The 20,674-nt window shown below is 63.7% G+C and carries 16 protein-coding genes; 13 read left to right on the forward strand and 3 right to left on the reverse strand.

Annotated features, from left to right (window positions below; all coding sequences use genetic code 11):
- Positions 1–162 precede the first annotated feature (162 nt).
- From smc to galU, 4 genes are read left to right on the forward strand one after another with little or no spacing between them, the layout of a single operon-like run.
- Positions 163–3,687: a chromosome segregation protein SMC gene (gene smc, locus AC1PQG_RS08315; RefSeq protein WP_481122124.1), complete on the forward strand. Its 3,525-nt coding sequence runs from the start codon at positions 163–165 to the stop codon at positions 3,685–3,687.
- 21 nt (positions 3,688–3,708) lie between these two features.
- Positions 3,709–4,803: a cell division protein ZipA gene (locus AC1PQG_RS08320; RefSeq protein WP_481122125.1), complete on the forward strand. Its 1,095-nt coding sequence runs from the start codon at positions 3,709–3,711 to the stop codon at positions 4,801–4,803.
- Between the two features lie 11 nt (positions 4,804–4,814).
- Positions 4,815–6,911, forward strand: a complete 2,097-nt coding sequence (ligA, locus tag AC1PQG_RS08325) for an NAD-dependent DNA ligase LigA (protein WP_481122126.1) — start codon at positions 4,815–4,817, stop codon at positions 6,909–6,911.
- A gap of 6 nt (positions 6,912–6,917) precedes the next feature.
- Positions 6,918–7,793 (forward strand): UTP--glucose-1-phosphate uridylyltransferase GalU, encoded by an 876-nt coding sequence (galU, locus tag AC1PQG_RS08330; RefSeq protein WP_481122127.1) that lies wholly within the window; start codon positions 6,918–6,920, stop codon positions 7,791–7,793.
- A gap of 104 nt (positions 7,794–7,897) precedes the next feature.
- On the opposite strand, the gene typA is transcribed toward galU, so the two are convergent.
- Positions 7,898–9,712, reverse strand: a complete 1,815-nt coding sequence (gene typA, locus AC1PQG_RS08335; protein WP_481114810.1) for a translational GTPase TypA — start codon at positions 9,710–9,712, stop codon at positions 7,898–7,900.
- A gap of 130 nt (positions 9,713–9,842) precedes the next feature.
- Between typA and AC1PQG_RS08340 the strand changes: the two genes are divergently transcribed.
- Complete coding sequence (locus AC1PQG_RS08340) at positions 9,843–10,580, forward strand: S-methyl-5'-thioinosine phosphorylase (protein ID WP_481122128.1); 738 nt, start codon at positions 9,843–9,845, stop codon at positions 10,578–10,580.
- On the forward strand, positions 10,577–11,110 hold the full coding sequence (gene def / locus AC1PQG_RS08345; RefSeq protein WP_481122129.1) for a peptide deformylase: 534 nt from the start codon (positions 10,577–10,579) through the stop codon (positions 11,108–11,110). The genes AC1PQG_RS08340 and def overlap by 4 nt, the downstream gene beginning before the upstream one ends.
- An 18-nt stretch (positions 11,111–11,128) precedes the next feature.
- Here def and AC1PQG_RS08350 read toward each other — a convergent pair whose 3' ends face one another.
- Together AC1PQG_RS08350 and map are read right to left on the reverse strand one after the other, a co-directional pair.
- Complete coding sequence (locus tag AC1PQG_RS08350; protein WP_481122130.1) at positions 11,129–13,723, reverse strand: [protein-PII] uridylyltransferase; 2,595 nt, start codon at positions 13,721–13,723, stop codon at positions 11,129–11,131.
- Positions 13,724–13,737: 14 nt separating this feature from the next.
- Entirely contained in the window at positions 13,738–14,550 is an 813-nt protein-coding gene (map, locus tag AC1PQG_RS08355; RefSeq protein WP_481122131.1) for a type I methionyl aminopeptidase, read from the reverse strand.
- A 286-nt stretch (positions 14,551–14,836) separates the two neighbouring features.
- Here map and rpsB point away from each other — a divergent pair, with 286 nt between their 5' ends.
- The 7 genes from rpsB to ispC are packed head-to-tail and all read left to right on the forward strand — an operon-like array spanning position 14,837 to position 20,674.
- Positions 14,837–15,589 carry a 30S ribosomal protein S2 gene (rpsB, locus tag AC1PQG_RS08360; RefSeq protein ID WP_374482885.1) on the forward strand — a complete coding sequence of 251 codons (753 nt, stop codon included), beginning with the start codon at positions 14,837–14,839 and terminating at the stop codon, positions 15,587–15,589.
- A gap of 39 nt (positions 15,590–15,628) precedes the next feature.
- Positions 15,629–16,525 carry a translation elongation factor Ts gene (gene tsf / locus AC1PQG_RS08365; protein WP_481122132.1) on the forward strand — a complete coding sequence of 299 codons (897 nt, stop codon included), beginning with the start codon at positions 15,629–15,631 and terminating at the stop codon, positions 16,523–16,525.
- A 16-nt stretch (positions 16,526–16,541) separates the two neighbouring features.
- Positions 16,542–17,258 (forward strand): UMP kinase, encoded by a 717-nt coding sequence (gene pyrH, locus AC1PQG_RS08370; RefSeq protein ID WP_481122133.1) that lies wholly within the window; start codon positions 16,542–16,544, stop codon positions 17,256–17,258.
- A gap of 10 nt (positions 17,259–17,268) precedes the next feature.
- Positions 17,269–17,826, forward strand: coding sequence for a ribosome recycling factor (gene frr / locus AC1PQG_RS08375; RefSeq protein ID WP_481122134.1), 558 nt, complete (start codon positions 17,269–17,271; stop codon positions 17,824–17,826).
- Between the two features lie 46 nt (positions 17,827–17,872).
- Positions 17,873–18,661 carry a polyprenyl diphosphate synthase gene (uppS, locus tag AC1PQG_RS08380; protein WP_481122135.1) on the forward strand — a complete coding sequence of 263 codons (789 nt, stop codon included), beginning with the start codon at positions 17,873–17,875 and terminating at the stop codon, positions 18,659–18,661.
- Positions 18,654–19,475 carry a phosphatidate cytidylyltransferase gene (locus tag AC1PQG_RS08385; protein WP_481122136.1) on the forward strand — a complete coding sequence of 274 codons (822 nt, stop codon included), beginning with the start codon at positions 18,654–18,656 and terminating at the stop codon, positions 19,473–19,475. The genes uppS and AC1PQG_RS08385 overlap by 8 nt, the downstream gene beginning before the upstream one ends.
- 5 nt (positions 19,476–19,480) lie before the next feature.
- Positions 19,481–20,674: a 1-deoxy-D-xylulose-5-phosphate reductoisomerase gene (ispC, locus tag AC1PQG_RS08390; RefSeq protein WP_481122137.1), complete on the forward strand. Its 1,194-nt coding sequence runs from the start codon at positions 19,481–19,483 to the stop codon at positions 20,672–20,674.

The following is a 20,674-nucleotide window of genomic DNA, read 5'->3' on the forward strand; positions in this document are numbered from 1 at the left end:
GCCGGCGCGGGGCCTGGCTTGGCCGCTGTCGGTGCGGCACGGGGAGAGCGGTCAGCCCTTGTGGCCTCGTTTTGGGCCGGTGGTATTATAGCGGCGGCCGCTAATGCGGCACTGCAGCATCAACGGCGCCCCCGCCTCCTGTCCCTTGTTTTCTGGAATCCCGTGCGTCTCGCCAAACTCAAGCTTGCCGGCTTCAAGACCTTTGTCGACCCGACGACCGTGCTCACCCCGGGCAACCTGGTGGGTGTCGTCGGGCCGAACGGTTGCGGCAAGTCGAACATCATCGATGCGGTGCGCTGGGTGCTCGGCGAGTCGCGCGCCTCGGCGCTGCGCGGTGGGTCGATGCAGGACGTCATCTTCAACGGCTCAACGACCCGCAAGCCGGTGTCGCGGGCCAGCGTCGAGCTGGTCTTCGACAACGCCGAAGGGCGCGCCGCCGGCCAGTGGAAGCCCTATGCCGAAGTGGCGGTGAAGCGGGTCCTCGACCGCAGCGGCGAATCGACTTACTTCATCAACGGCGTTCAGGTCCGCCGCAAGGACGTGATCGACCTGTTCCTGGGCACCGGCCTGGGGCCGCGGGCCTACGCCATCATCGAGCAGGGGATGATCTCGCGCATCATCGAGGCCCGCCCGGAAGAGGTGCGCGGCTTTCTCGAGGAGGCCGCCGGTGTCACCAAGTACCGGGAACGTCGCAAGGAGACCGAAGGTCGCCTGACCGACGCGCGGGACAACCTGGCGCGCCTGGACGACATCCGCAACGAGCTCGGCCAGCAGCTCGGCCGGCTGGAAGCCCAGGCTGCGGTGGCCGAGAAATACCACCGCCTGAATACCAGCCTGTCCGAACGCCAGAATCTGCTGTGGCTCCTCAAGCGCAACGAGGCGCGTGCTGAGCGGTCCCGCCTGAGCGAGGAGCTTGCCGACGCCACCCGCCGCATCGAGGCGGATTCGACCCGCCTGCAGGAACTGGAGGCCCAGCTCGAAGCCGCACGGGACAGCCAGATGTCGGCCAACGAAGGCGTGCAACTGGCCCAGAGCGCGCTGTTCACGGTGAGTTCCGAGCTGACCCGCCTCGAAGGCGAACTGGCGCGCCTGCGCGACAGCCGGCGCCTGCTGGAAAGCCGCCTGGCCCAGCTGGAGCGGGACGATGCCCAGTGGCGCAGCCAGCAAGAGAACCTGGGCGCAGATGCTGAGCGCTGGCAGAGCCTGCTCGAAAACGCCAGCCTGCGCGCCGAACAGGCCGAGGCGCGGCACGCGGAAGTCGAAGAGCGTCTGCCGGAGGCCGAGGAGGCCCAGCGCACCGCCGATACCACGGCATCCGCGGTGCGGCGCGAACTCAACCAGGCCGAGCAGCAGATCCGCGTCGAAGAGGCGCACCGGGTCAGCAGCGAACGGACCCTCGAAACCCTGACCCAGCGTCGGGCGCGCCTGCAGCAGGAGCAGGCCTCCGTGCAGGCGCCGGACCTGCGTGCCGTGGCCGAAAGAGAAGCGGCGCTGGAAGAGGCTGAGGACACCCTGGCCCGCCACCAGGGCGAAATTGCCGATCTGCAGGCCTGCCTGCCTGCCGCCCAGCAGGCCCTCAAGCAGGCGGTGGAGGCCGAACGCCAGGCCCAGCGTCGGGCGACCGAATTGCGGGCGCGGCGCGAAGCACTGGTCCAGTTGCAGAACAAGGTGCAGGCCCAGGGCCAACTGGGCGACTGGCTCAAGCGCCATGGCCTGGAGGCGCTCAAGCCCCTGTGGCAGCGCATCCGTGTCGAAGCCGGCTGGGAGCTGGCGCTCGAGGCGGTATTGCGCGAGCGCCTGGCGGCTCTGCCGGCGTCCGACGGCCGCGCCGCGCTGGCGGCGCTAGCCGACCGGGTGCCGGGCGCGGTGGCCTTCCTGCTCGCCGACTCGGTGCGGGAACCCGTTGCGCCCGGCCATGCGCCGGATGGCGCCCGCCCGTTGCTGTCCCTCGTGCAGGCCGACGACGAGTTGTTGCCCCTGCTCACCAGCTGGCTCGCGCAGGTCTTCGTCGTGGACGATCTCGGGCCGTGGCTGGAGCGTCGCGCGGAACTGCAAGGCCTGCGGTTGCTGACCAAGGAAGGGCACCAGCTGGATAGCTGCGTCCTCAGCCACTACGCGCCCGATTCCCGCACCCATGGGGTGATCGAACGCCAGCGGGAGATCGACCAACTGGCGGCGGAAGTCGATTCCGCCCAGGAAGAGGCATCGATGGCCCACGCCGGCGTCGGCGAAGCGGAAGAGCACGCCACCCGCCTGCAGGACTCCCTGACTCAGCTGCGGCGCGAGGCCCAGGCCTTGCAGGCCCGCGTGCATGCCGAGCAGGTTGAAGTGCTCAAGCTCAACCAGGCGCGTCTGCGCTACGAGGAGCGCTGCGGGCAGATCGACCGCGACCTCGGCGAGATCGCCCATAGTGAGCAGGCCGAGCGGGACCGCCTGATGCGCGCCGAGACCGAGCTGGAGCGCAGCCGGGAAATGGCCGAACTGCAGCGGGGCCGCCTGGATGCGGCGGAGGCCGTGCGGCAGGAACGGGAACGTTCGCTGCGGGAGACCCGTGCGCTGGAGCAGGCGCTGTCGCGGGAGTTGCAGGAGGCCCGCCATTCCGAGCGGGAGTGCGCCAGCAAGCTCGAAGACATCGCCCGTAACCGGGCACTGGCTGCCGAGCAACTCGAACGCATCGCTGACGAGCTGGCGGAGCGGCGCGAGACGCTGTTGGAGATCGACGAGGTTTCGGTGGCTGCGGCCCTGCAGGAGGCCGTGGCCCTGCGCTCGGCGCGGGAGTCCGCGCTGGCGGAGAGCCGCAACATCCTCGAGGACGCCAACGGACGCCTGCGGGCACTGGAGGAGGAGCGCCAGCGCACCGAGCATGGGGCAGCGCCCCAGCGCGAACGCGTCGCCGACCTGCGCCTGCGCGTGCAGGCCGCGGAGATGGCCGAAGCCCAGCACGCTGCGCGCCTGGAGGAAGCCCAGGCCGACGAAGCCGCGCTGCTGCCGTTGCTGGTGCCGGACCTGAAGGAGACCTCGCTGCAGCGGGAAGTGGCCCGTCTGGGGCGGGAAATCACCGAGCTCGGGCCGGTCAATCTGGCCGCGCTGGACGAGCTGAAGGCCGCGTCAGAGCGCAAGAATTACCTCGACATGCAGACAGAGGACTTGCTCGGCGCCATCGAAACCCTGGAGGATGCTATCCGCCGTATCGACCGGGAAACACGGGAGCAACTCCAAGAGACGTACAATACGGTCAATCGCCATTTCGGCAGCCTGTTCCCCATGCTTTTCGGTGGGGGCGAGGCCCGCTTGGTGCTGACCGGCGACGAGATCCTCGATGCGGGGATCACGATTGTCGCCCAGCCGCCGGGCAAGAAGAACAGTTCCATCCAGCTGCTTTCGGGCGGCGAAAAGGCCTTGACGGCGATTGCGCTGGTGTTTTCCATGTTCCAGCTCAATCCGGCGCCATTCTGCATGCTGGATGAGGTCGACGCGCCACTCGACGACTCGAACACCGAGCGTTACTGCCAGATGGTCAAGCGCATGTCGTCGCAGACCCAGTTCATATTCATCAGTCACAGCAAGATCACGATGGAAATCGCACAGCAGCTGGTGGGTGTCACGATGCAGGAGCAAGGTGTGTCGCGGGTGGTGGAAGTGGATATCGAGGAAGCGCTGCGCCTGGCCGAAACGGCCGCGGCGTAATCCGGAATACAAGGGAAATCGATGGCAATCAACGAATTGCAGATGGGTCTGGTGGGTGCTGGTGGTGCCGTAGTGATCGGCATCTTCGCGTTCAACAAGTGGCAGGAACGCAAGCACCGCAAGCAGACGGAGCAGGCCACCGCCAGCGTGCAGGAGCCCGTGCTCAGCGAGTTGCCGACAGGGACTGGCGCCGAGCGGGTCGAGCCGGTGATCGGCGCCGAGCAGCAGGCGCGTGCGGTGCCGAGCGCCCAAGCGGTCAAGGACGCCAGCGCGCGGCGGGTGCCGCCGCTGCTGCCGCCCGAGGTGGATGAGCGGGCCGACTGGGTGATCCGCATCGAGTCCATCGAGCCGCTGGTTGCCGCCCGTCTGTGGCAGGCCGCGACGCAGCAGTGCGGCGACATCGCCAAGCCGGTGCGCTGGTTCGGTTTTTCCGATACCGCCAACCGCTGGGAGCCAGTGAATGCCCATAGCGCCGGCACCTATCACTGGGTCTGCGCGGCGCTGCAGCTGGTGGACCGCCGCGGCCCGGCGGGCGAGGGCGATCTTGTGCATCTGTCCGACAGCCTGCAGCGCATGTGCGACATCTTCATGGCCATCCCGTCGCTGCCCGCCCGCAACGAGGCGCTGGCCCGGGCCGCGGAGCTGGACCGCTTCTGTGCTGGTGTCGACATCCAGATCGGCGTCAACGTGGTCGCCCGCAGTCAAGCTTTTGCCGGTACCAAGCTGCGCGGGCTGGCAGAAGCCGCTGGGCTGGAGCTGCTCGGCGACGGTTGCTTCCATGCCCGTGACGAGCTGGGCAACAGCCAGTTCGTGCTCGGCAACCTGGAGCCGGTGCTGTTTGCGGCGGAGGAAATGCGTGGCCTGAATACAAAGGGCGTCACGCTGACCCTGGACGTGCCGCGGGTAGCCGATGGTGTACGGGTTTTTGAGCGCATGATGGGCTTTGCCCAGCAACTGGCCGAGGCTCTCAACGGGGCGGTCGTCGACGACAACCGCAATCCTTTCGGCGAGAAGGCCGTCGGGCTGATCCGGGCCCAGATCGAACAGTTCCAGGGGCAGATGGCCGAGTGCGACATCGCGCCGGGCTCGCCGCTGGCGCAGCGCCTGTTTTCCTGAGCGGAGGGCGGATGACTGTCAGTCAGGAAACCCGTGCCCGGGCGGCGGCGCTGCGCGCCGAACTGGAACGCCATGAACATGCCTACTATGTGCTCGACGCGCCGACCGTACCGGACGCCGAGTACGACCGCCTGTTCCGCGAACTGCAGGAACTGGAGGCAGCCAACCCCGAACTGCTGACGCCGGACTCGCCGACCCAGCGCGTCGGCGGTCAGCCATCGTCCGAGCTGGCCTCGGTGGCCCACGTGGTGCCGATGCTGTCGATCCGCACCGAGACCGACACCACCGACCAGGGCGCGGTCAATTTCGACCAGCGCGTGCGCCGGGCGCTGGGCCTCGACGAGCAGGCGCCGCCGGTCGTCTATGCGGCGGAACTCAAGTTCGACGGTCTCGCAATCAGCCTGCGTTATGAAGACGGCGTGCTGGTCCAGGCGGCCACGCGCGGCGACGGCAGCACCGGCGAGGATGTGACGCGCAACGTGCGCACCGTCCGCCAGATTCCGCTGCGCCTCAAGGGCGAAGTGCCGCCGGTGCTGGAGGTGCGCGGCGAGATTTACATGCGCCGCGACGAATTCGAACACTTCAATGCCCGCCAGGAAGCAGCAGGGCAGAAGGTCTTCGTCAATCCGCGCAACGCGGCGGCGGGCAGCCTGCGTCAGCTCGACCCGAGCATCACGGCGCAGCGGCCCTTGTCCTTTTTCGCCTATGGCCTTGGTGACGTGCAGGGCTGGGCGCAGCCGGATACCCACAGCGGCGTGCTCGATGCGCTGGCGGCCTTTGGCCTGCCGGTCTGCGAGCACCGCACCCGCGCCGAGGGGCCGGAGGCGCTGGCCCGTTTCCACACCGAGATGGCGGCGCAGCGCGAGCGCCTACCCTTCGACATCGACGGCGTGGTTTACAAGGTGGACAGCATCGCCCGCCAACTGGAGCTCGGCTTCGTGTCCCGCGAGCCGCGCTGGGCGGTGGCGCACAAGTATCCGGCCCAGGAAGTGGCGACGCGCCTCATCGGCATCGACGTGCAGGTGGGGCGGACTGGCGCGCTGACGCCGGTGGCGCGGCTGGAGCCGGTGTTCGTCGGCGGGGTGACGGTCACCAACGCGACGCTGCACAACCAGGGCGAGATCGACCGCAAGGATGTGCGTATCGGTGACTGGGTCATCGTGCGTCGCGCGGGTGACGTGATCCCGGAAGTCGTCGGCCCGATCATTGAGCGGCGCGAAGGCGAGCTGGAGCGCTTCGACCTCCTCAAGTCCTACCCGACCTGCCCGGAATGCGGCTCCCACGTGGTGCGCGGCGAGGACGAAGCAGTGGCACGGTGTACCGGCGGACTGTTCTGCCCGGCCCAGTGCAAGCAGGCGCTGCTGCATTTCGCGGGCCGGCGGGCGGTGGATATCGACGGGCTTGGCGAGCAGATCGTCAATCAGCTGGTCGAGGCCGGCATCGTCAAGACGCCGGCGGATCTTTACGACGCCGGCCGGGTGAATGCCGAGGTGCTGGCGGGGCTGGAGCGGATGGGCGAGAAGTCCGCCGCCAACCTGGTGCAGGCCATCGACGCCAGCCGCGAGACCACGCTGGCGCGCTTCATCTTCGCGCTGGGCATCCGCAATGTTGGCGAAACCACCGCCAAGGACCTGGCCCGCCATTTTGGCGGGCTCGAAGCTCTTCTGGCCGCCGACGAGGCCGCGCTGCTGGCGGTGCCGGACGTGGGGCCGGTGGTGGCGCGCTGCATCGCCGAGTTCTTTGCCGAAGCGCACAACCGGGACGTCATCGCCGCGCTGCGCCGGGAGATGCGCTGGCCGGAAACAGAGCCGGCGCCGAGTCGTCCGACCGAAGGCGGCCTGGCCGGCAAGACTTTCGTGCTGACCGGCACGCTGCCGAGCTTGCGGCGCGATGAAGCCGCCGCGATGATCGAGGCTGCGGGCGGCAAGGTCAGCGGTTCCGTCTCCAAGAAGACCAGCTACGTGGTGGCCGGGGCCGACGCGGGCAGCAAGCTCGAAAAGGCGCAACAACTCGGTGTCATAATCCTGGATGAAGACGCGTTGCGCGTCCTGCTTGCATCGGTCGAACCGGAACAGCCGGGCGACCAGGGCCAATTATTCGGGGAATAAGGGACGATGAAGAAAGTAACGAAGGCGGTGTTTCCCGTCGCGGGTCTGGGGAGTCGCTTCCTGCCGGCGACCAAGGCCAGCCCGAAGGAAATGATGCCGATCGTCGACAAGCCGCTGATCCAGTACGCGGTGGAAGAGGCCGTGGCGGCCGGGGTGACCGACCTGGTGTTCATCACCGGACGCTCCAAGCGCGCCATCGAGGATCATTTCGACAAGGCCTATGAGCTTGAGACCGAACTGGAGATGCGCGGCAAAACCGAATTGCTGAAGATCGTGCGGGACACCGTGCCGTCCCACGTCAATTGCATCTACATCCGTCAGGCCGAGGCGCTCGGCCTGGGCCACGCGGTGCTGTGCGCCGCGCCGGTGGTCGGCGACGAGCCCTTCGCGGTGCTACTGGCCGACGACCTGCTCGATTCCCAGGACCAGGCGCCGGTGTTGAAGCAAATGACCGATGTCTTCAACTACCATCGCTGCTCTGTGCTCGGGGTGATGAACGTGGCGCCGGATCAGACCCGGCAGTACGGCATCGTGAGTACCGAGAGGGATAGTGGCGAACTCCAGCGCGTGACCGGCATCGTCGAGAAGCCGAAGCCTGAAGAAGCGCCGTCCACGCAGGCGGTGATCGGCCGCTACATCCTGACCGGGCGGATCTTCGAGCATCTGCGCCAGCTCAAGCCGGGTGCTGGTGGCGAACTGCAACTTACCGATGCCATCGCGTCCTTGCTGAAGGAGGAGGCGGTGCTGGCTTACCAGTTCAAGGGCGTTCGCTACGATTGCGGTTCCAAACTGGGCTATCTGCAGGCGACGGTCGAGCTCGGTCTGCGTCACGCGGAAGTGGGCACGGAGTTCGCGGCTTTCCTGGCTTCGCGGCAAGCGTGATCCGCTGATCCGGCATCGGATCGACGGGATAAAAAAAGCGCAACTCATGGCGAGTTGCGCTTTTTTATTGCACTGCCGGCATGGTGCCGGCAGTCGAGGCGTAATTACGCGTCGTCGCGGGCTGCACGCTTGCGCTCGTGTTCCTTCAGGAAGCGCTTGCGCAGGCGGATGGACTTCGGCGTGATTTCCACGATTTCGTCATCGGCGATGAATTCGATGGCGGATTCGAGGGTCAGTTGAATCGGGTTGATCAGACGGACGGCTTCGTCGGTACCGGAAGCACGGACGTTGGTGAGCTGCTTGCCCTTGATCGGGTTCACCACCAAGTCGTTGTCGCGGGTGTGGATGCCGATGATCATGCCTTCGTACAGGGCGTCGCCCGGGCTCACGAACATGCGGCCGCGATCCTGCAGGTTCCACAGGGCGTAGGCCACGGCTTCGCCGTCGTTCTGGGAGATCAGCACGCCGTTGCGTCGCTCGGCCATGGCGCCGGCCATCGGGCTATAGTCGTCGAAGACGTGGCTGGCTAGGCCGGTGCCGCGGGTCATGGTCAGGAACTCGCCCTGGAAGCCGATCAGGCCACGGGCCGGGATGCGGTACTCGAGGCGCACGCGACCCTTGCCGTCCGGCGCCATGTCCTGCAACTCACCACGACGGCGACCGAGTTCTTCCATCACGCCGCCCTGGTGTTCTTCTTCCACATCGACGGTGAGCATTTCGTACGGTTCGCACTTGACGCCGTCGATCTCCTTGAACACCACGCGCGGACGGCCGACGGCCATTTCGTAGCCTTCACGGCGCATGTTTTCGAGGAGGATGGTGAGGTGCAGTTCGCCGCGGCCGGACACTTCGAAGGTGTCGGAGTCGTTGGTGAAGTTCACGCGCAGGGCGACGTTCTTGAGGAGTTCCTTCTCAAGACGCTCGCGGATCTGGCGGCTGGTGACGAACTTGCCTTCACGGCCGGCCAGCGGGGAGCTGTTGACCATGAAGTTCATGGTCAGGGTGGGCTCGTCCACGGCGATCGGGGTCATGCCTTCCAGACAGTCTGGGTCGCACAGGGTCACGCCGATGTTGACCTGCTGGATACCGGCCACCAGCACGATGTCGCCGGCCTCGGCCACCTCGGCGGGGGAGCGCTCCAGGCCCTTGAAGGTCAGGATCTGGGAAACCTTGCCCTTGCCGCGGTTCTCTTCGCCGTACATCACGACGAGTTCCTGGTTGGGCTTGATGCGGCCGCGCTTGATGCGGCCGATGCCGATCTGGCCCATGTAGGTGGAATAGTCGAGGGAGCAGATCTGCATCTGCAGGGGGCCGTCGGCATCCACTTCGGGGGCCGGCACGTGCTTGAGGATGGCTTCGAACAGCGGGCGCATGTCCTTGCGCTCGTCTTCGAGGTTTTCCATCGCGAAGCCGTTCAGGCCGGAGGCGTAGATGATCGGGAAGTCGAGCTGTTCGTCGGTAGCGCCGAGCTTGTCGAACAGGTCGAAGGTGTGGTTGATGACCCAGTCGGGACGAGCACCCGGACGGTCGATCTTGTTGATCACGACGATCGGCTTGAGACCCAGGGCGAGTGCCTTGCGAGTCACGAAGCGAGTCTGGGGCATCGGGCCTTCGACCGAATCAACGAGCAGCAGAACGCTATCGACCATGGACAGCACACGTTCCACTTCGCCGCCGAAGTCGGCGTGTCCCGGGGTGTCGACGATGTTGATGTGGGTGTCACCGTACTGGATTGCACAGTTCTTCGACAGGATGGTGATGCCCCGTTCCTTTTCGATGTCGTTGCTGTCCATCACTCGTTCGTTGACCTGCTGGTTGTCACGGAACGTACCGGATTGGCGCAGGAGTTGGTCGACGAGGGTGGTCTTGCCGTGGTCAACGTGGGCAATGATGGCGATGTTGCGGATGGAACGGGACATGGGGTTGGACACCGGAAGTGCTTGAATAAACCGGTATTTTAGCATGTCTTGCGCGATGCAGCATCGACAGACCCGGTCTGGGGGCGTGCTAAGATGCGCAGCCAACACGGATTTTTGAGGAGCGGCCGGCATGCTGGCGATTATTGGCGGTAGTGGATTGACCCAACTGGCGAGCCTGGATCTGATCCGCAGGGAGGTGGTTCGCACGCCCTATGGTGAGCCTTCCGGAGCGCTGACCTTTGGGCGTTTGTGCAATCGTCCGGTTGTATTCCTGGCCCGTCACGGCTATGGCCATACTATTCCGCCCCATCGGGTGAACTATCAGGCTAACCTGTGGGCACTGCATCAGGCCAAGGTGGATGCGATCATTTCGGTGGCCTCGGTTGGTGGCATCCGGGCGGACCTGTGCCCGGGCACGCTGATCGTTCCTGACCAGATCATCGACTACACCTGGGGACGCAAGAGCACTTTCCACGATAGCTCCGAAGAACCTGTCGTGCATATCGACTTCACCGAGCCGTACGACGCTGCGCTGCGCCGACGCATTCTTGCAGCAGGTGCCGCGGCGGGTGAAACGCTCATTGATGGTGCTGTCTACGCAGCAACCCAGGGGCCGCGCCTCGAGACCGCGGCCGAGATCAACCGCCTGGAGCGAGACGGTGCCGATCTTGTGGGCATGACGGGCATGCCTGAGGCCGCGCTGGCTCGTGAACTCGGCATTCCCTATGCGGCGATCAACGTGGTGGCCAATTTCGCAGCTGGGCGTGCCAGCAGCGCCGGCGGTATCTGTTTCGACAGCATCGACGTGGTGCTGCGCGAAGCCATGGGCCGTGTGCGGCGCGTTCTCGACCACATTTGCGAAGCATGATCCGCGACGTTCTGCGCATGGGTGATCCGCGCCTGCTGAAGGTGTCGAGGCCCGTGGAGGCCTTCGGGACTCCCGAACTGGCGGCGCTGATTGCCGACATGCGCGACACGATGCGGCACCTGAGCGGTGCGGGCATTGCGGCGCCGCAGATCGGCGTCGACCTGCGTGTCGTGATCTTCGGTGGTGGTCCGAGCCCGCGGTATCCGGACGCATCGGCTGTGCCGGATACGGTGTTGATCAACCCGATCCTGACCCCGCAGGGCGAGGACGAGGAGGGCGGCTGGGAAGGTTGTCTGTCAGTTCCGGGCTTGCGGGGCTGGGTGCCGCGCTGGACGCAGCTGCGTTATAGCGGGTTCGACGAGCACGGGAGGGCGATCGATCGGCTGGCGAGCGGCTTCCACGCCCGCGTGGTGCAGCATGAATGTGATCACCTGGACGGTGTGCTGTATCCGGCGCGGGTTCGCGATTTTTCCCGCTTCGGGTTTACCGATGTGCTGTTTCCGGATGGTTCGGTGGCGGCCGACGACTGAGCGCCGGCCGCGCATCGCTCAGACGGCCAGCTTTTCCAGCAGGTCCGATTCGATCTTCAGCACCTGGGCGTCCTGGGTCAGGCCGGGGCCGCTGATCAGGAAGGTATCCTCGACGCGTTCGCCGAGCGTGGCGATCTTGGCGGTGTGAAGGTTGATGCCGTAGTGGGTCAGCGTTTCGGCAACGCCGAACAGCAGGCCGGGGCGGTCTGCGGCGGTGACCGACATGATGAAGTGCTGGCCGCGTTCGTCCGGTCGGATGCTGACTTCCGGTGTGATCGGGAAATGTTTCACTTCCCGTGACAGGCGGCCGTTGGCGGGCTGATCCACCGGCGCGTTAGTGCGCAGGCGCTCGGTGAGGTCGTGCTCCAGCAGGTTGATCAGGTCGCGGTAATGCACTTCTTCCTGGCCCGGGTCGAGCAGCACGAAGCTGTCGAGCGCGTAGCCATGGCGGGTCGTGTGAATCTTGGCGTCGGCGATGGTGAAGCCGAGGCGCGCGAAGAAGCCGCATAGGCGCATGAACAGGTCGCGCTGATCCTGCATATAGACCATGACTTGCAAGCCTTCGCCCACATGGCTGAGGCGGGCCTTGACGACCGGTTCGCCCGCTTCCACGCGGTAGTACAGCATGCGCGCGTGCCAGGCGATTTCTTCCGGGTCGTGGCGCAGGAAGTAAACGGTGTCGAGCTGGTCCCACAGGGCGTCTTCGGTGCCAGGGCGCAGGCCGTAGTAACGCAGCAGGTTGCGGGCGTCGTCCTGGCGGATTGGCGTACCCAGGGCCTGCTGCGGCGTCGCGCCGCGGAGCAGGCGCTGGGTGGTGAAGAACAGATCCTCGAGCAGCTTGCCCTTCCAGCCGTTCCAGACCTTGGGGCTGGTGCCGCGAATGTCAGCGTGGGTCAGGATGTACAGCGCGGTCAGGTTGCGTTCGCTCTTGACCAGCGCGGCGAAGCGGCGGATGACGTCCAGGTCGGACAAATCCTGCTTCTGCGCGACATTGGACATGGACAGGTGGTGCTCGACGAGCCATTCCACGAGATCGGTATCCGCCGGCTCCAGGCCGTGGGATTCGCAGAAGTCCCGGGCGTCCTTCATGCCGAGTTTGGAGTGGTCGCCGCCGCGGCCTTTGGCGATGTCATGGAAGAGTGCGGCGATGTAGATCAGCCATGGCTTCTCGAAGCTGGTGCAAAGGCGCGTCAGTAGCGGGTATTCGTGGGCATGTTCGGCCACCACGAAGCGACGGACGTTGCGCAGCACCTGCAGGATGTGCTGATCCACCGTATAGACGTGGAAGAGATCGTGCTGCATCTGGCCGACGATGCGTCGCCAGGCGGGCAGGTAGAAGCTCAGGATGCCGTACTGATTCATGCGCCGCAGTTCATGCACGACGCCGCGTTTCTGCTGTAGCAGGCGCAGGAACAACGCCTTGTTGGCGGGGTTCTGGCGGAACTCCGCATTGATCAGCTTGCGCCCGCGCCACAAGGCGCGCAGCGTGCGGGCCGTCATGCCCTTCAGCTCCGAGCGCTGTTCGAGCAGCAGGAAGCACTCGAGCAGGGCGCTCGGGTGGCGGTCGAAGACGCCCTCGTCGCGCACGTCCAGCAGCTCGCGCACGCACTGAAAGCGCTCGTTGATGTTGATCGCGGCCGGGTAGCGGTTGGGGAAAAACTCGACGCCGAAGTTCAGCAGCAGGATGGTGTTGAGCTGGGTGACCTTCTTGGCCGTCCGGTAGTACTCCTGCATGAAGACTTCGGAGGCCCGGCGCACGTCGTTGGATTCGTAGCCGAACTGGCGGGCGAGCTTGTCCTGGTGGTCGAACAGCAGGCGATCTTCGCGGCGGCCGGTGATGTGGTGCAGGCGGATCCGTGTGTGCTGAAGGAAGCGCTCCACCTCGCGCAACTCGGTGGCTTCTTCGTCGGTGATCAGGCTGTGTTTCGCAAGATCGCGCCAGTGAGTGCCGAATCCCGCCGCGCGGCTGACCCAGCCGATGAGTTGCAGGTCGCGCAGGCCGCCGGGGCTTTCCTTGCAGTTGGGCTCGAGGGAGTAGGGCGTTTCGTTGTGGCGCGTGTAACGCTGCTCCTGCTCCAGGCGCTTGGCCTTGAAGAACTGGCCAGGGTTGAGCCGTTCCCGCAGATGCTGCTCGAACTGTTCATACAGGGCCCGGTTGCCGCACAGGAAGCGGGCCTCCAGCAGGTTGGTCATCACCGTCACGTCGAGAGCGGCCTCCTCGAGGCACTCCGCTTCGGTCCGCACGCTGTGGCCGATGTCCAGGCCGACGTCCCACAGCAGGCCGATCATCTGGGTCAGGCGCTCCTGCAGATCCTCGTCCGGCTGGTCTTCGAGCAGGAACAGCAGGTCCACGTCCGAACAGGGGAAGAGTTCCCCTCGCCCGTAACCGCCTACGGCAACCAGAGTGGCCGACGCGGGCAGACCGAAGTCCTTCCATAGGTCCAGCAACACACCGTCTACCAGATGGGAGCGGCCCTTGAGGATGGGGTCGGTCAGCGGCCGGGCCTCATAGGCGGCGCGCAGGGCCTCGCTGCCGGCCTTCAGGCGGCCCTTGTAGCGGGCGATGAGTTCCCTGGCGGCGTCGAGTGGAATGATGGAGGCAGTTTCGGGCATGTTCGGGCGGATGCTCAGGGCAGGAGGTGGGCGACGATGTCCGGACGGGCGGGGGAGCCCGCAGAGAGGGTCAGGACCTCGACGCCTGTCTCGGTGACGAGCAGCATGTGTTCCCATTGGGCCGACAGGCTGCGGTCGCGGGTGACGATGGTCCAGCCGTCAGGAAGTTCGGAGATGGCTGCCTTGCCGGCGTTGATCATCGGTTCGATCGTGAAGATCATGCCGGGCAGCAACTCCAGGCCCGTTCCGGGCTTGCCGTAATGAAGCACCTGGGGGTCTTCGTGGAAACTGGCGCCGATGCCATGCCCGCAGAATTCGCGAACCACCGAGAAGCCATTTTTTTCGGCGTGGGTCTGAATCGCGTGACCAATATCCCCGAGATGGGCACCTGGCTTCACTTGCGCGATGCCGAGCCACAGGCATTCATAGGTAATATTGCACAGTCGCTTCGCGAGGATGCCGGCATCGCCAACGATGAACATGCGGCTGGTGTCACCGTGGTAGCCGTCCTTGATGACGGTGATATCCAGATTGACGATGTCCCCCTTCTTGAGAGCCTTGTCGCTCGGGACTCCGTGGCAGACCTGGTGGTTGATCGACGTGCAGATCGACTTGGGGTAGGGCTTGTAGCCAGGGGGGCAGTAATTAAGCGGCGCAGGAATGCAACCTTGTACATCTACCATGTAGTCATGGCACAGCTTGTCGAGTTCGGCGGTGGTGATGCCAGGCTTGACGAAGGGGGTGATGTAGTCCAGGACTTCCGAGCCCAGTCGGCCCGCGATGCGCATCTTTTCGATTTCTTCGGGTGTTTTTATGGAGACGCTCATGGAGGCAGATTTTGTTGGGTTTCAGGCCTATTAGGCTAGCTCAAGCCGAATTCGTGGGCAATGCACGGATTGCCGTGGAAGTGCGAAGCTGTGCAGGGGCGGTCTTGAGAGGGCTCCACAAATGCTGATATACTCGGAGGCTTGTCTAATTTGATGTTAGACAAAATTCACACGCCTGACCCTTTGGGGTTTGTGAGTCCTGGTTATGGATTCAAAGCGGAGCCGTTTTGCAGAAAGGCTGCACGGCAGGTCGGGCGGCGGTTAAACCTCAGTATTGGAGTAGAAAATGTCTGTCACCATGCGTCAAATGCTCGAAGCGGGCGTTCACTTTGGTCACCAAACCCGTTTCTGGAATCCGAAGATGGCTCCCTTCATCTTCGGTCAGCGCAACAAGATCCATATCGTCAACCTCGAGAAGACCCTCGTCAAGTACAACGAGGCCATGGATTTCGTGCGCAAGCTGGCAGCCAATCGCGGCAACATCCTGTTCGTCGGCACCAAGCGCCAGGCGCGTGAAATCGTTGCCGAAGAGGCCCGTCGTGCCGGCATGCCTTACGTCGACGAGCGCTGGCTCGGCGGCATGTTGACCAACTTCAAGACCGTCAAGGTTTCCATCAAGCGTCTGAAGGACATGGAAGCCATGGTCGAAGACGGCTCCGTCGAGCGTCTGTCCAAGAAGGAAGCCCTGCTGGCCTCCCGCGAACTCGAAAAGCTGCAGAAGAGCCTTGGCGGTATCAAGGATCTGGGCGGCCTGCCGGACGCCCTGTTCGTTATCGACGTCGGCTACCACAAGATCGCGATCACCGAAGCCAACAAGCTGGGCATCCCGGTCGTGGCTGTTGTCGATACCAACCACACTCCCGAAGGCGTCGATTTCGTGATTCCGGGTAACGACGACTCCTCCCGTGCAATCCGTCTGTACGCCCGTGGCGTTGCCGATGCGGTTCTGGAGGGTAAGAACCAAGTGATCCAGGAAATCGTGGCTGCCGGTTCCGACGACTTCGTCGAAGTGGAAGACGGCGCTGAAGAGCAGGCCTGATTTTCGTCGAATCCGATCAAATAGTTATTAGGAGCAAGCATGGCGGAAATCACCGCAAGCATGGTCAAGGAACTGCGCGAGAAGACCGACGCGCCGATGATGGAGTGCAAGAAGGCCCTCGCCGAAGCTGCTGGCGACATGGACAAGGCCGAAGAGATCCTGCGCGTCAAGCTGGGTAACAAGGCCTCCAAGGCTGCCGCCCGCGTGACCGCTGAAGGTATTGTCGGTGTGTATATTTCCGGTGACGCTAAGCTGGGCGCCATCGTCGAAGTGAACTGTGAGACCGACTTCGTCGCCAAGAATGACGATTTCCTGGCCCTGACCAAGAATCTCGCCGAACTGGTTGCCACCAAGAACCCGGCCGATGTGGAAGCTCTCTCCGCGCTTGAGATCAATGGTCTGAGCGTCGAGGAAACCCGTAAGGCGCTGGTTGGCAAGATCGGTGAGAACATGACCATTCGTCGTTTCTCCCGTATCGATGCCAAGGGCGCTGTCGCCAGCTACATCCACGGTGGTTCCAAGATCGGCGTGCTGATCGACCTCGTTGGTGGTGACGAAGCCTTGGCGAAGGATATCGCCATGCACGTCGCCGCTTCCAAGCCGAAGTCCTTGGATGCCTCCGGCGTGCCTGCCGAGCTGCTGGACGTCGAGCGTCGTATCGCCATCGAGAAGGCCCGTGAAGCCGGCAAGCCGGAAGCCATGCTCGAGAAGATCGCCGAAGGCACCGTGCAGAAGTTCCTGAAGGATGTCACGCTGCTGGATCAGGTCTTCGTGAAGGCTGAGGACGGCAAGCAGACCATCGCTCAGCTGCTGAAGGCGAAGGGCGCTTCCGTCGCTGGCTTCACCCTGTACATCGTGGGTGAAGGCATCGAGAAGAAGGTTACCGACTTCGCTGCTGAAGTGGCCGCGCAGGCTGCTGCCGCTGCCCAGAAGTAAGAAAGGTGACAGGACGATGAGCCAGCCCGCTTACAAGCGCATTCTCCTCAAGCTTTCCGGTGAGGCCCTAATGGGTGATGATGCTTATGGCATCAACCAGGAGGTGGTGACCCGGATCGTCAGTGATGTGGTGGAAGTTACACGCATCGGTGTCGAGGTAGGGGTTGTGATTGGCGGCGGGAACATCTTCCGTGGGATGGCGGGCGCCGCGACCGGTATGGATCGCGCGACTGCCGACTACATGGGGATGCTGGCCACCGTCATGAACGCAATGGCTCTCGGCGACGCGTTCCGCGCCGCCGGGGTCAATGCTCGAGTTCAGTCCGCGCTGCGTATCGACCAGGTGGTCGAGCCGTATATCCGTGGAAAGGCAATCCGCTACCTCGAAGAAGGGCGGGTGGTCATCTTTGGTGCCGGTACCGGCAATCCGTTCTTTACGACCGATACGGCAGCTGCACTGCGTGGCTCCGAAATCGGTGCGGATATCGTGCTCAAGGCCACCAAGGTTGATGGAATCTACACGGCCGATCCCAAGAAGGATCCGTCCGCGACCCGCTTCCACAAGATTTCGTTCGACGAGGCCATCGCACGCAATCTGGCGGTGATGGATGCGACGGCGTTTGCGCTGTGCCGTGACCAGCGTTTGCCGATCAATGTCTTCAGCCTTTTCAAGAGTGGCGCGCTGAAGCGCGTCGTTCTCGGTGAAGACGAAGGTACGCTGGTTTATTGCTGAGGAAAAAGTGATGATTCCAGAGCTGAAGAAAACGACCGAGCTCAAGATGCAGAAGTCCATCGATGCGCTCAAGCAGGATCTCGCCAAAGTGCGTACTGGTCGTGCGCATGCAGGGATTCTGGACCATGTGATGGTCGATTATTATGGCAATCCCGTGCCGATCAATCAGGTCGCGAATATCACGCTGATCGATGCTCGCACAATCGGTGTCCAGCCTTGGGAAAAGCCGATGGTTGGCAAGGTCGAGAAAGCTATTCGTGATTCGGACCTCGGTCTGAACCCGGCGTCGCAGGGTGAAATCATCCGCGTGCCGATGCCGCCTCTGACCGAAGAGCGTCGCAAGGAACTGATCAAAGTCGTCAAGCACGAAGGCGAAAGTACAAAGGTTGCGGTGCGCAATCTGCGCCGTGACGCCAATGCATCGCTGAAGGATGCCGTCAAGGCGAAGACGATTTCCGAAGACGATGAGCGTCGTACTCAGGATGACGTTCAAAAGCTGACCGACAAGGCGATCGTCGAAATCGACAAGCTGCTCGCTCAGAAAGAACAAGAACTGATGCAGATCTGACCTTCACGGTCGGATTTTTTTCCGCTCTCCTTCAGACGGACGGATCATGGTGCGATTGCCCTTTCTCAGCTCCACGCGGGGTGTACCCGAGGCAGCGAAAATTCCGCGGCATATCGCCATCATCATGGACGGCAACGGACGTTGGGCGCGAAAGCGCCTGATGCCACGGGTTGCAGGCCATGCGAAGGGTGTCGATGCCTTGCGGGAAGTCATCCGGACCTGTCTGGATCGCGGAGTTGAATACCTCACGGTCTTTGCATTCAGTTCGGAAAACTGGCGTCGTCCCAAGGACGAGGTTTCGTTTCTGATGCAGTTGTTCGTGAAGTCGCTCAAGCTGGAAATTGAGCGTATTCACCGCAACAACATGCGTCTGCGTGTCGTCGGCGATCTGGCCGGTTTCGACAAGCCGCTGGTGGATCTGATCCGTGATTCTGAGACTCTCACGGCGGCCAATACGGGCATGCATCTGACCATCTGCGCGAATTACGGCGGGCGCTGGGATGTTTTGCAGGCCGTCGAGAAGATGCTGGCTTCTTCTCCTGGCGTAACGAGTGGATTCTCTGAAGACGATCTCGCGCCGCACCTGGCCCTGAGCTTCTGTCCTGAGCCGGATCTTTTCATTCGTACCGGTGGCGAGCAGCGTATTAGTAACTTCATGCTGTGGCAGTTGGCTTACTCGGAACTCTATTTCACTGACAAGCTCTGGCCCGAGTTCGGGGAGGCTGCGCTGGACGAAGCGATCCTGTCCTATCAGCAGAGGGAGCGCCGTTTCGGGCGCACCAGCGAGCAGGTCGTCTCTGGCGGGCCAGACTCCTCCGTTCCCGGTCATGCTTAAAGCGCGGGTAATTACCGCGCTCGTCCTGCTGGCGGGCTTGCTGTCGGCTCTCTTCTTGCTGCCCGCTGTCGGCTGGCTTGTCTTTTCAGCATTGATCTGTGCACTCGCAGCAACCGAGTGGGCTTCCATGCTCGGGTTTTCTGCCTTGCGAAAGCGCTTGTACGCGTTGCTGCTGGGGGGGCTGTGTCTCGCCATGGGGTTCGTTGCGGGACTGCACCTGGAGGCGACAGTTGCGCCGTTTGCGCTAGAGCCGATCTATGCGGTCGGTGCGCTCTTCTGGTTGCTGTGTGTGCCGTTCTGGCTGCGCGCCAAATGGCGCTTGCCGGAGAGTGCCGCGGCACCTTTGATCGGTTGTGTGCTGTTGGTGCCGCCCAGCCTCGCCATCGCGCATCTCCGGCTGCTCAGTCCGTGGCTGTTGCTCGGAGTCATGGCTGCGGTATGGATCGCTGACATTTCCGCCTATTTCGTCGGGCGGGCTTTTGGCAGGCGCAAGCTGGCGCCATCCATCAGTCCCGGCAAGAGCTGGGAGGGCGCCTACGGCGCCGTGACCGCAGTCACGCTGTATGGCCTTGCCTGCATTTCCTATTGGGGTTCTGTCAAAGGGCTTGGGTTGTTGCCAGTGGCCCTGCTGTTGGTGGGCTTTACGGCGCTCAGCATCATTGGTGATCTGTTCGAGTCTCTCGTCAAGCGTCAGGCTGGCGTGAAGGATAGCGGGACTTTGCTGCCGGGCCACGGAGGGGTTCTCGACCGGATCGATAGCCTGACCTCCACGTTGCCGGTCGTCGCGCTGATTGCCCTCTGGATGGCACGATAAGGATCATGATTCAAGGGAAAAAGCTCATAACCGTGCTGGGGGCGACGGGCTCCATCGGCGTCAGCACGCTCGACGTCGTTGCGCGTCACCCGGATCGTTACGGCGTTTTTGCATTGACGGCACATCGGCAGGTGGACAAGCTGCTGGTCCAGTGTCTCGAGCATCGTCCGGCCTACGCGGTCGTGGCAAGCGCCGATGATGCACTGCGTCTGCAGGCGATGCTGGAGCGCGAAGGTTGTTGCACCGAAGTGCTGTCCGGCCGCGAGGCGCTGGTCGAGGTCGCCTCGGCACCCGAGGTCGACATGGTCATGGCAGCCATTGTCGGTGCGGCGGGCCTGCCGCCTGCACTTGCTGCGGCACGTAGCGGAAAGCGGATCCTGCTGGCCAACAAGGAAGCCCTGGTGATGTCCGGGGCACTGTTCATGCAGGAGGTGGCAGCGGGGGGGGCGAGCCTGCTGCCCATCGACAGCGAGCACAACGCGATTTTCCAGGGGCTCCCCGCGGGGTTCGAGCGCGGCCTGGATGGTAGTGGCGTGACCCGCATCCTGCTGACGGCTTCCGGCGGGCCTTTTCTCAACAAGCCCATTGACGAGCTGGCCGCGGTGACACCCGAAATGGCGTGTGCCCACCCGAACTGGGTGATGGGGCGCAAGATTTCGGTCGATTCGGCGACGATGATGAACAAGGGGCTGGAGGTCATCGAGGCCTATTGGCTGTTTGGCGCGTCGGCCGACCGTATCGAGGTCGTGATTCATCCTCAGAGCGTGATCCACTCGCTGGTCGCCTATGCGGATGGTTCGGTGCTGGCTCAGCTCGGTAATCCGGACATGCGCACGCCTATTGCCCATGCAATGGCGTATCCGGAGCGTATCGAAGCCGGCGTGAAGCCGCTGAATCTGTTCGAGATCGGGCGTCTTGATTTTCAACGGCCGGATTTTCAGCGCTTCCCGTGTCTGGGGCACGCATATCGGGTGCTTCGTGAAGGTGGGATTGCGCCGGCGGTATTGAATGCCGCCAACGAGGTTGCAGTGGCGAGCTTCCTCGACGGCAGGCTGGGGTTCGATCGGATTGCCGGCATCATTGCGGCTACTCTCGACACTATCGAAGCTCAGGACGCTGATTCCCTGGACGTGGTCCTCGAGGCGGATCGTCGGGCTCGCGAGTGCGCGGCTCGTTTCGTCGAGCGGGCTGCCCACTGA

This window comes from Zoogloea sp. GDB6, assembly GCF_056724105.1.

Coding starts and splice junctions, on each gene's coding strand:
- map (WP_481122131.1), bottom strand. CDS start 14,550: ATGAGCGTCTCCATAAAAACACCCGAAGAAATCGAAAAGATGCGCATC.
- def (WP_481122129.1), top strand. CDS start 10,577: ATGATCCGCGACGTTCTGCGCATGGGTGATCCGCGCCTGCTGAAGGTG.
- AC1PQG_RS08340 (WP_481122128.1), top strand. CDS start 9,843: ATGCTGGCGATTATTGGCGGTAGTGGATTGACCCAACTGGCGAGCCTG.
- uppS (WP_481122135.1), top strand. CDS start 17,873: ATGGTGCGATTGCCCTTTCTCAGCTCCACGCGGGGTGTACCCGAGGCA.
- AC1PQG_RS08385 (WP_481122136.1), top strand. CDS start 18,654: ATGCTTAAAGCGCGGGTAATTACCGCGCTCGTCCTGCTGGCGGGCTTG.
- typA (WP_481114810.1), bottom strand. CDS start 9,712: ATGTCCCGTTCCATCCGCAACATCGCCATCATTGCCCACGTTGACCAC.
- rpsB (WP_374482885.1), top strand. CDS start 14,837: ATGTCTGTCACCATGCGTCAAATGCTCGAAGCGGGCGTTCACTTTGGT.
- galU (WP_481122127.1), top strand. CDS start 6,918: ATGAAGAAAGTAACGAAGGCGGTGTTTCCCGTCGCGGGTCTGGGGAGT.
- AC1PQG_RS08320 (WP_481122125.1), top strand. CDS start 3,709: ATGGCAATCAACGAATTGCAGATGGGTCTGGTGGGTGCTGGTGGTGCC.
- AC1PQG_RS08350 (WP_481122130.1), bottom strand. CDS start 13,723: ATGCCCGAAACTGCCTCCATCATTCCACTCGACGCCGCCAGGGAACTC.
- frr (WP_481122134.1), top strand. CDS start 17,269: ATGATTCCAGAGCTGAAGAAAACGACCGAGCTCAAGATGCAGAAGTCC.
- ispC (WP_481122137.1), top strand. CDS start 19,481: ATGATTCAAGGGAAAAAGCTCATAACCGTGCTGGGGGCGACGGGCTCC.
- ligA (WP_481122126.1), top strand. CDS start 4,815: ATGACTGTCAGTCAGGAAACCCGTGCCCGGGCGGCGGCGCTGCGCGCC.
- pyrH (WP_481122133.1), top strand. CDS start 16,542: ATGAGCCAGCCCGCTTACAAGCGCATTCTCCTCAAGCTTTCCGGTGAG.
- tsf (WP_481122132.1), top strand. CDS start 15,629: ATGGCGGAAATCACCGCAAGCATGGTCAAGGAACTGCGCGAGAAGACC.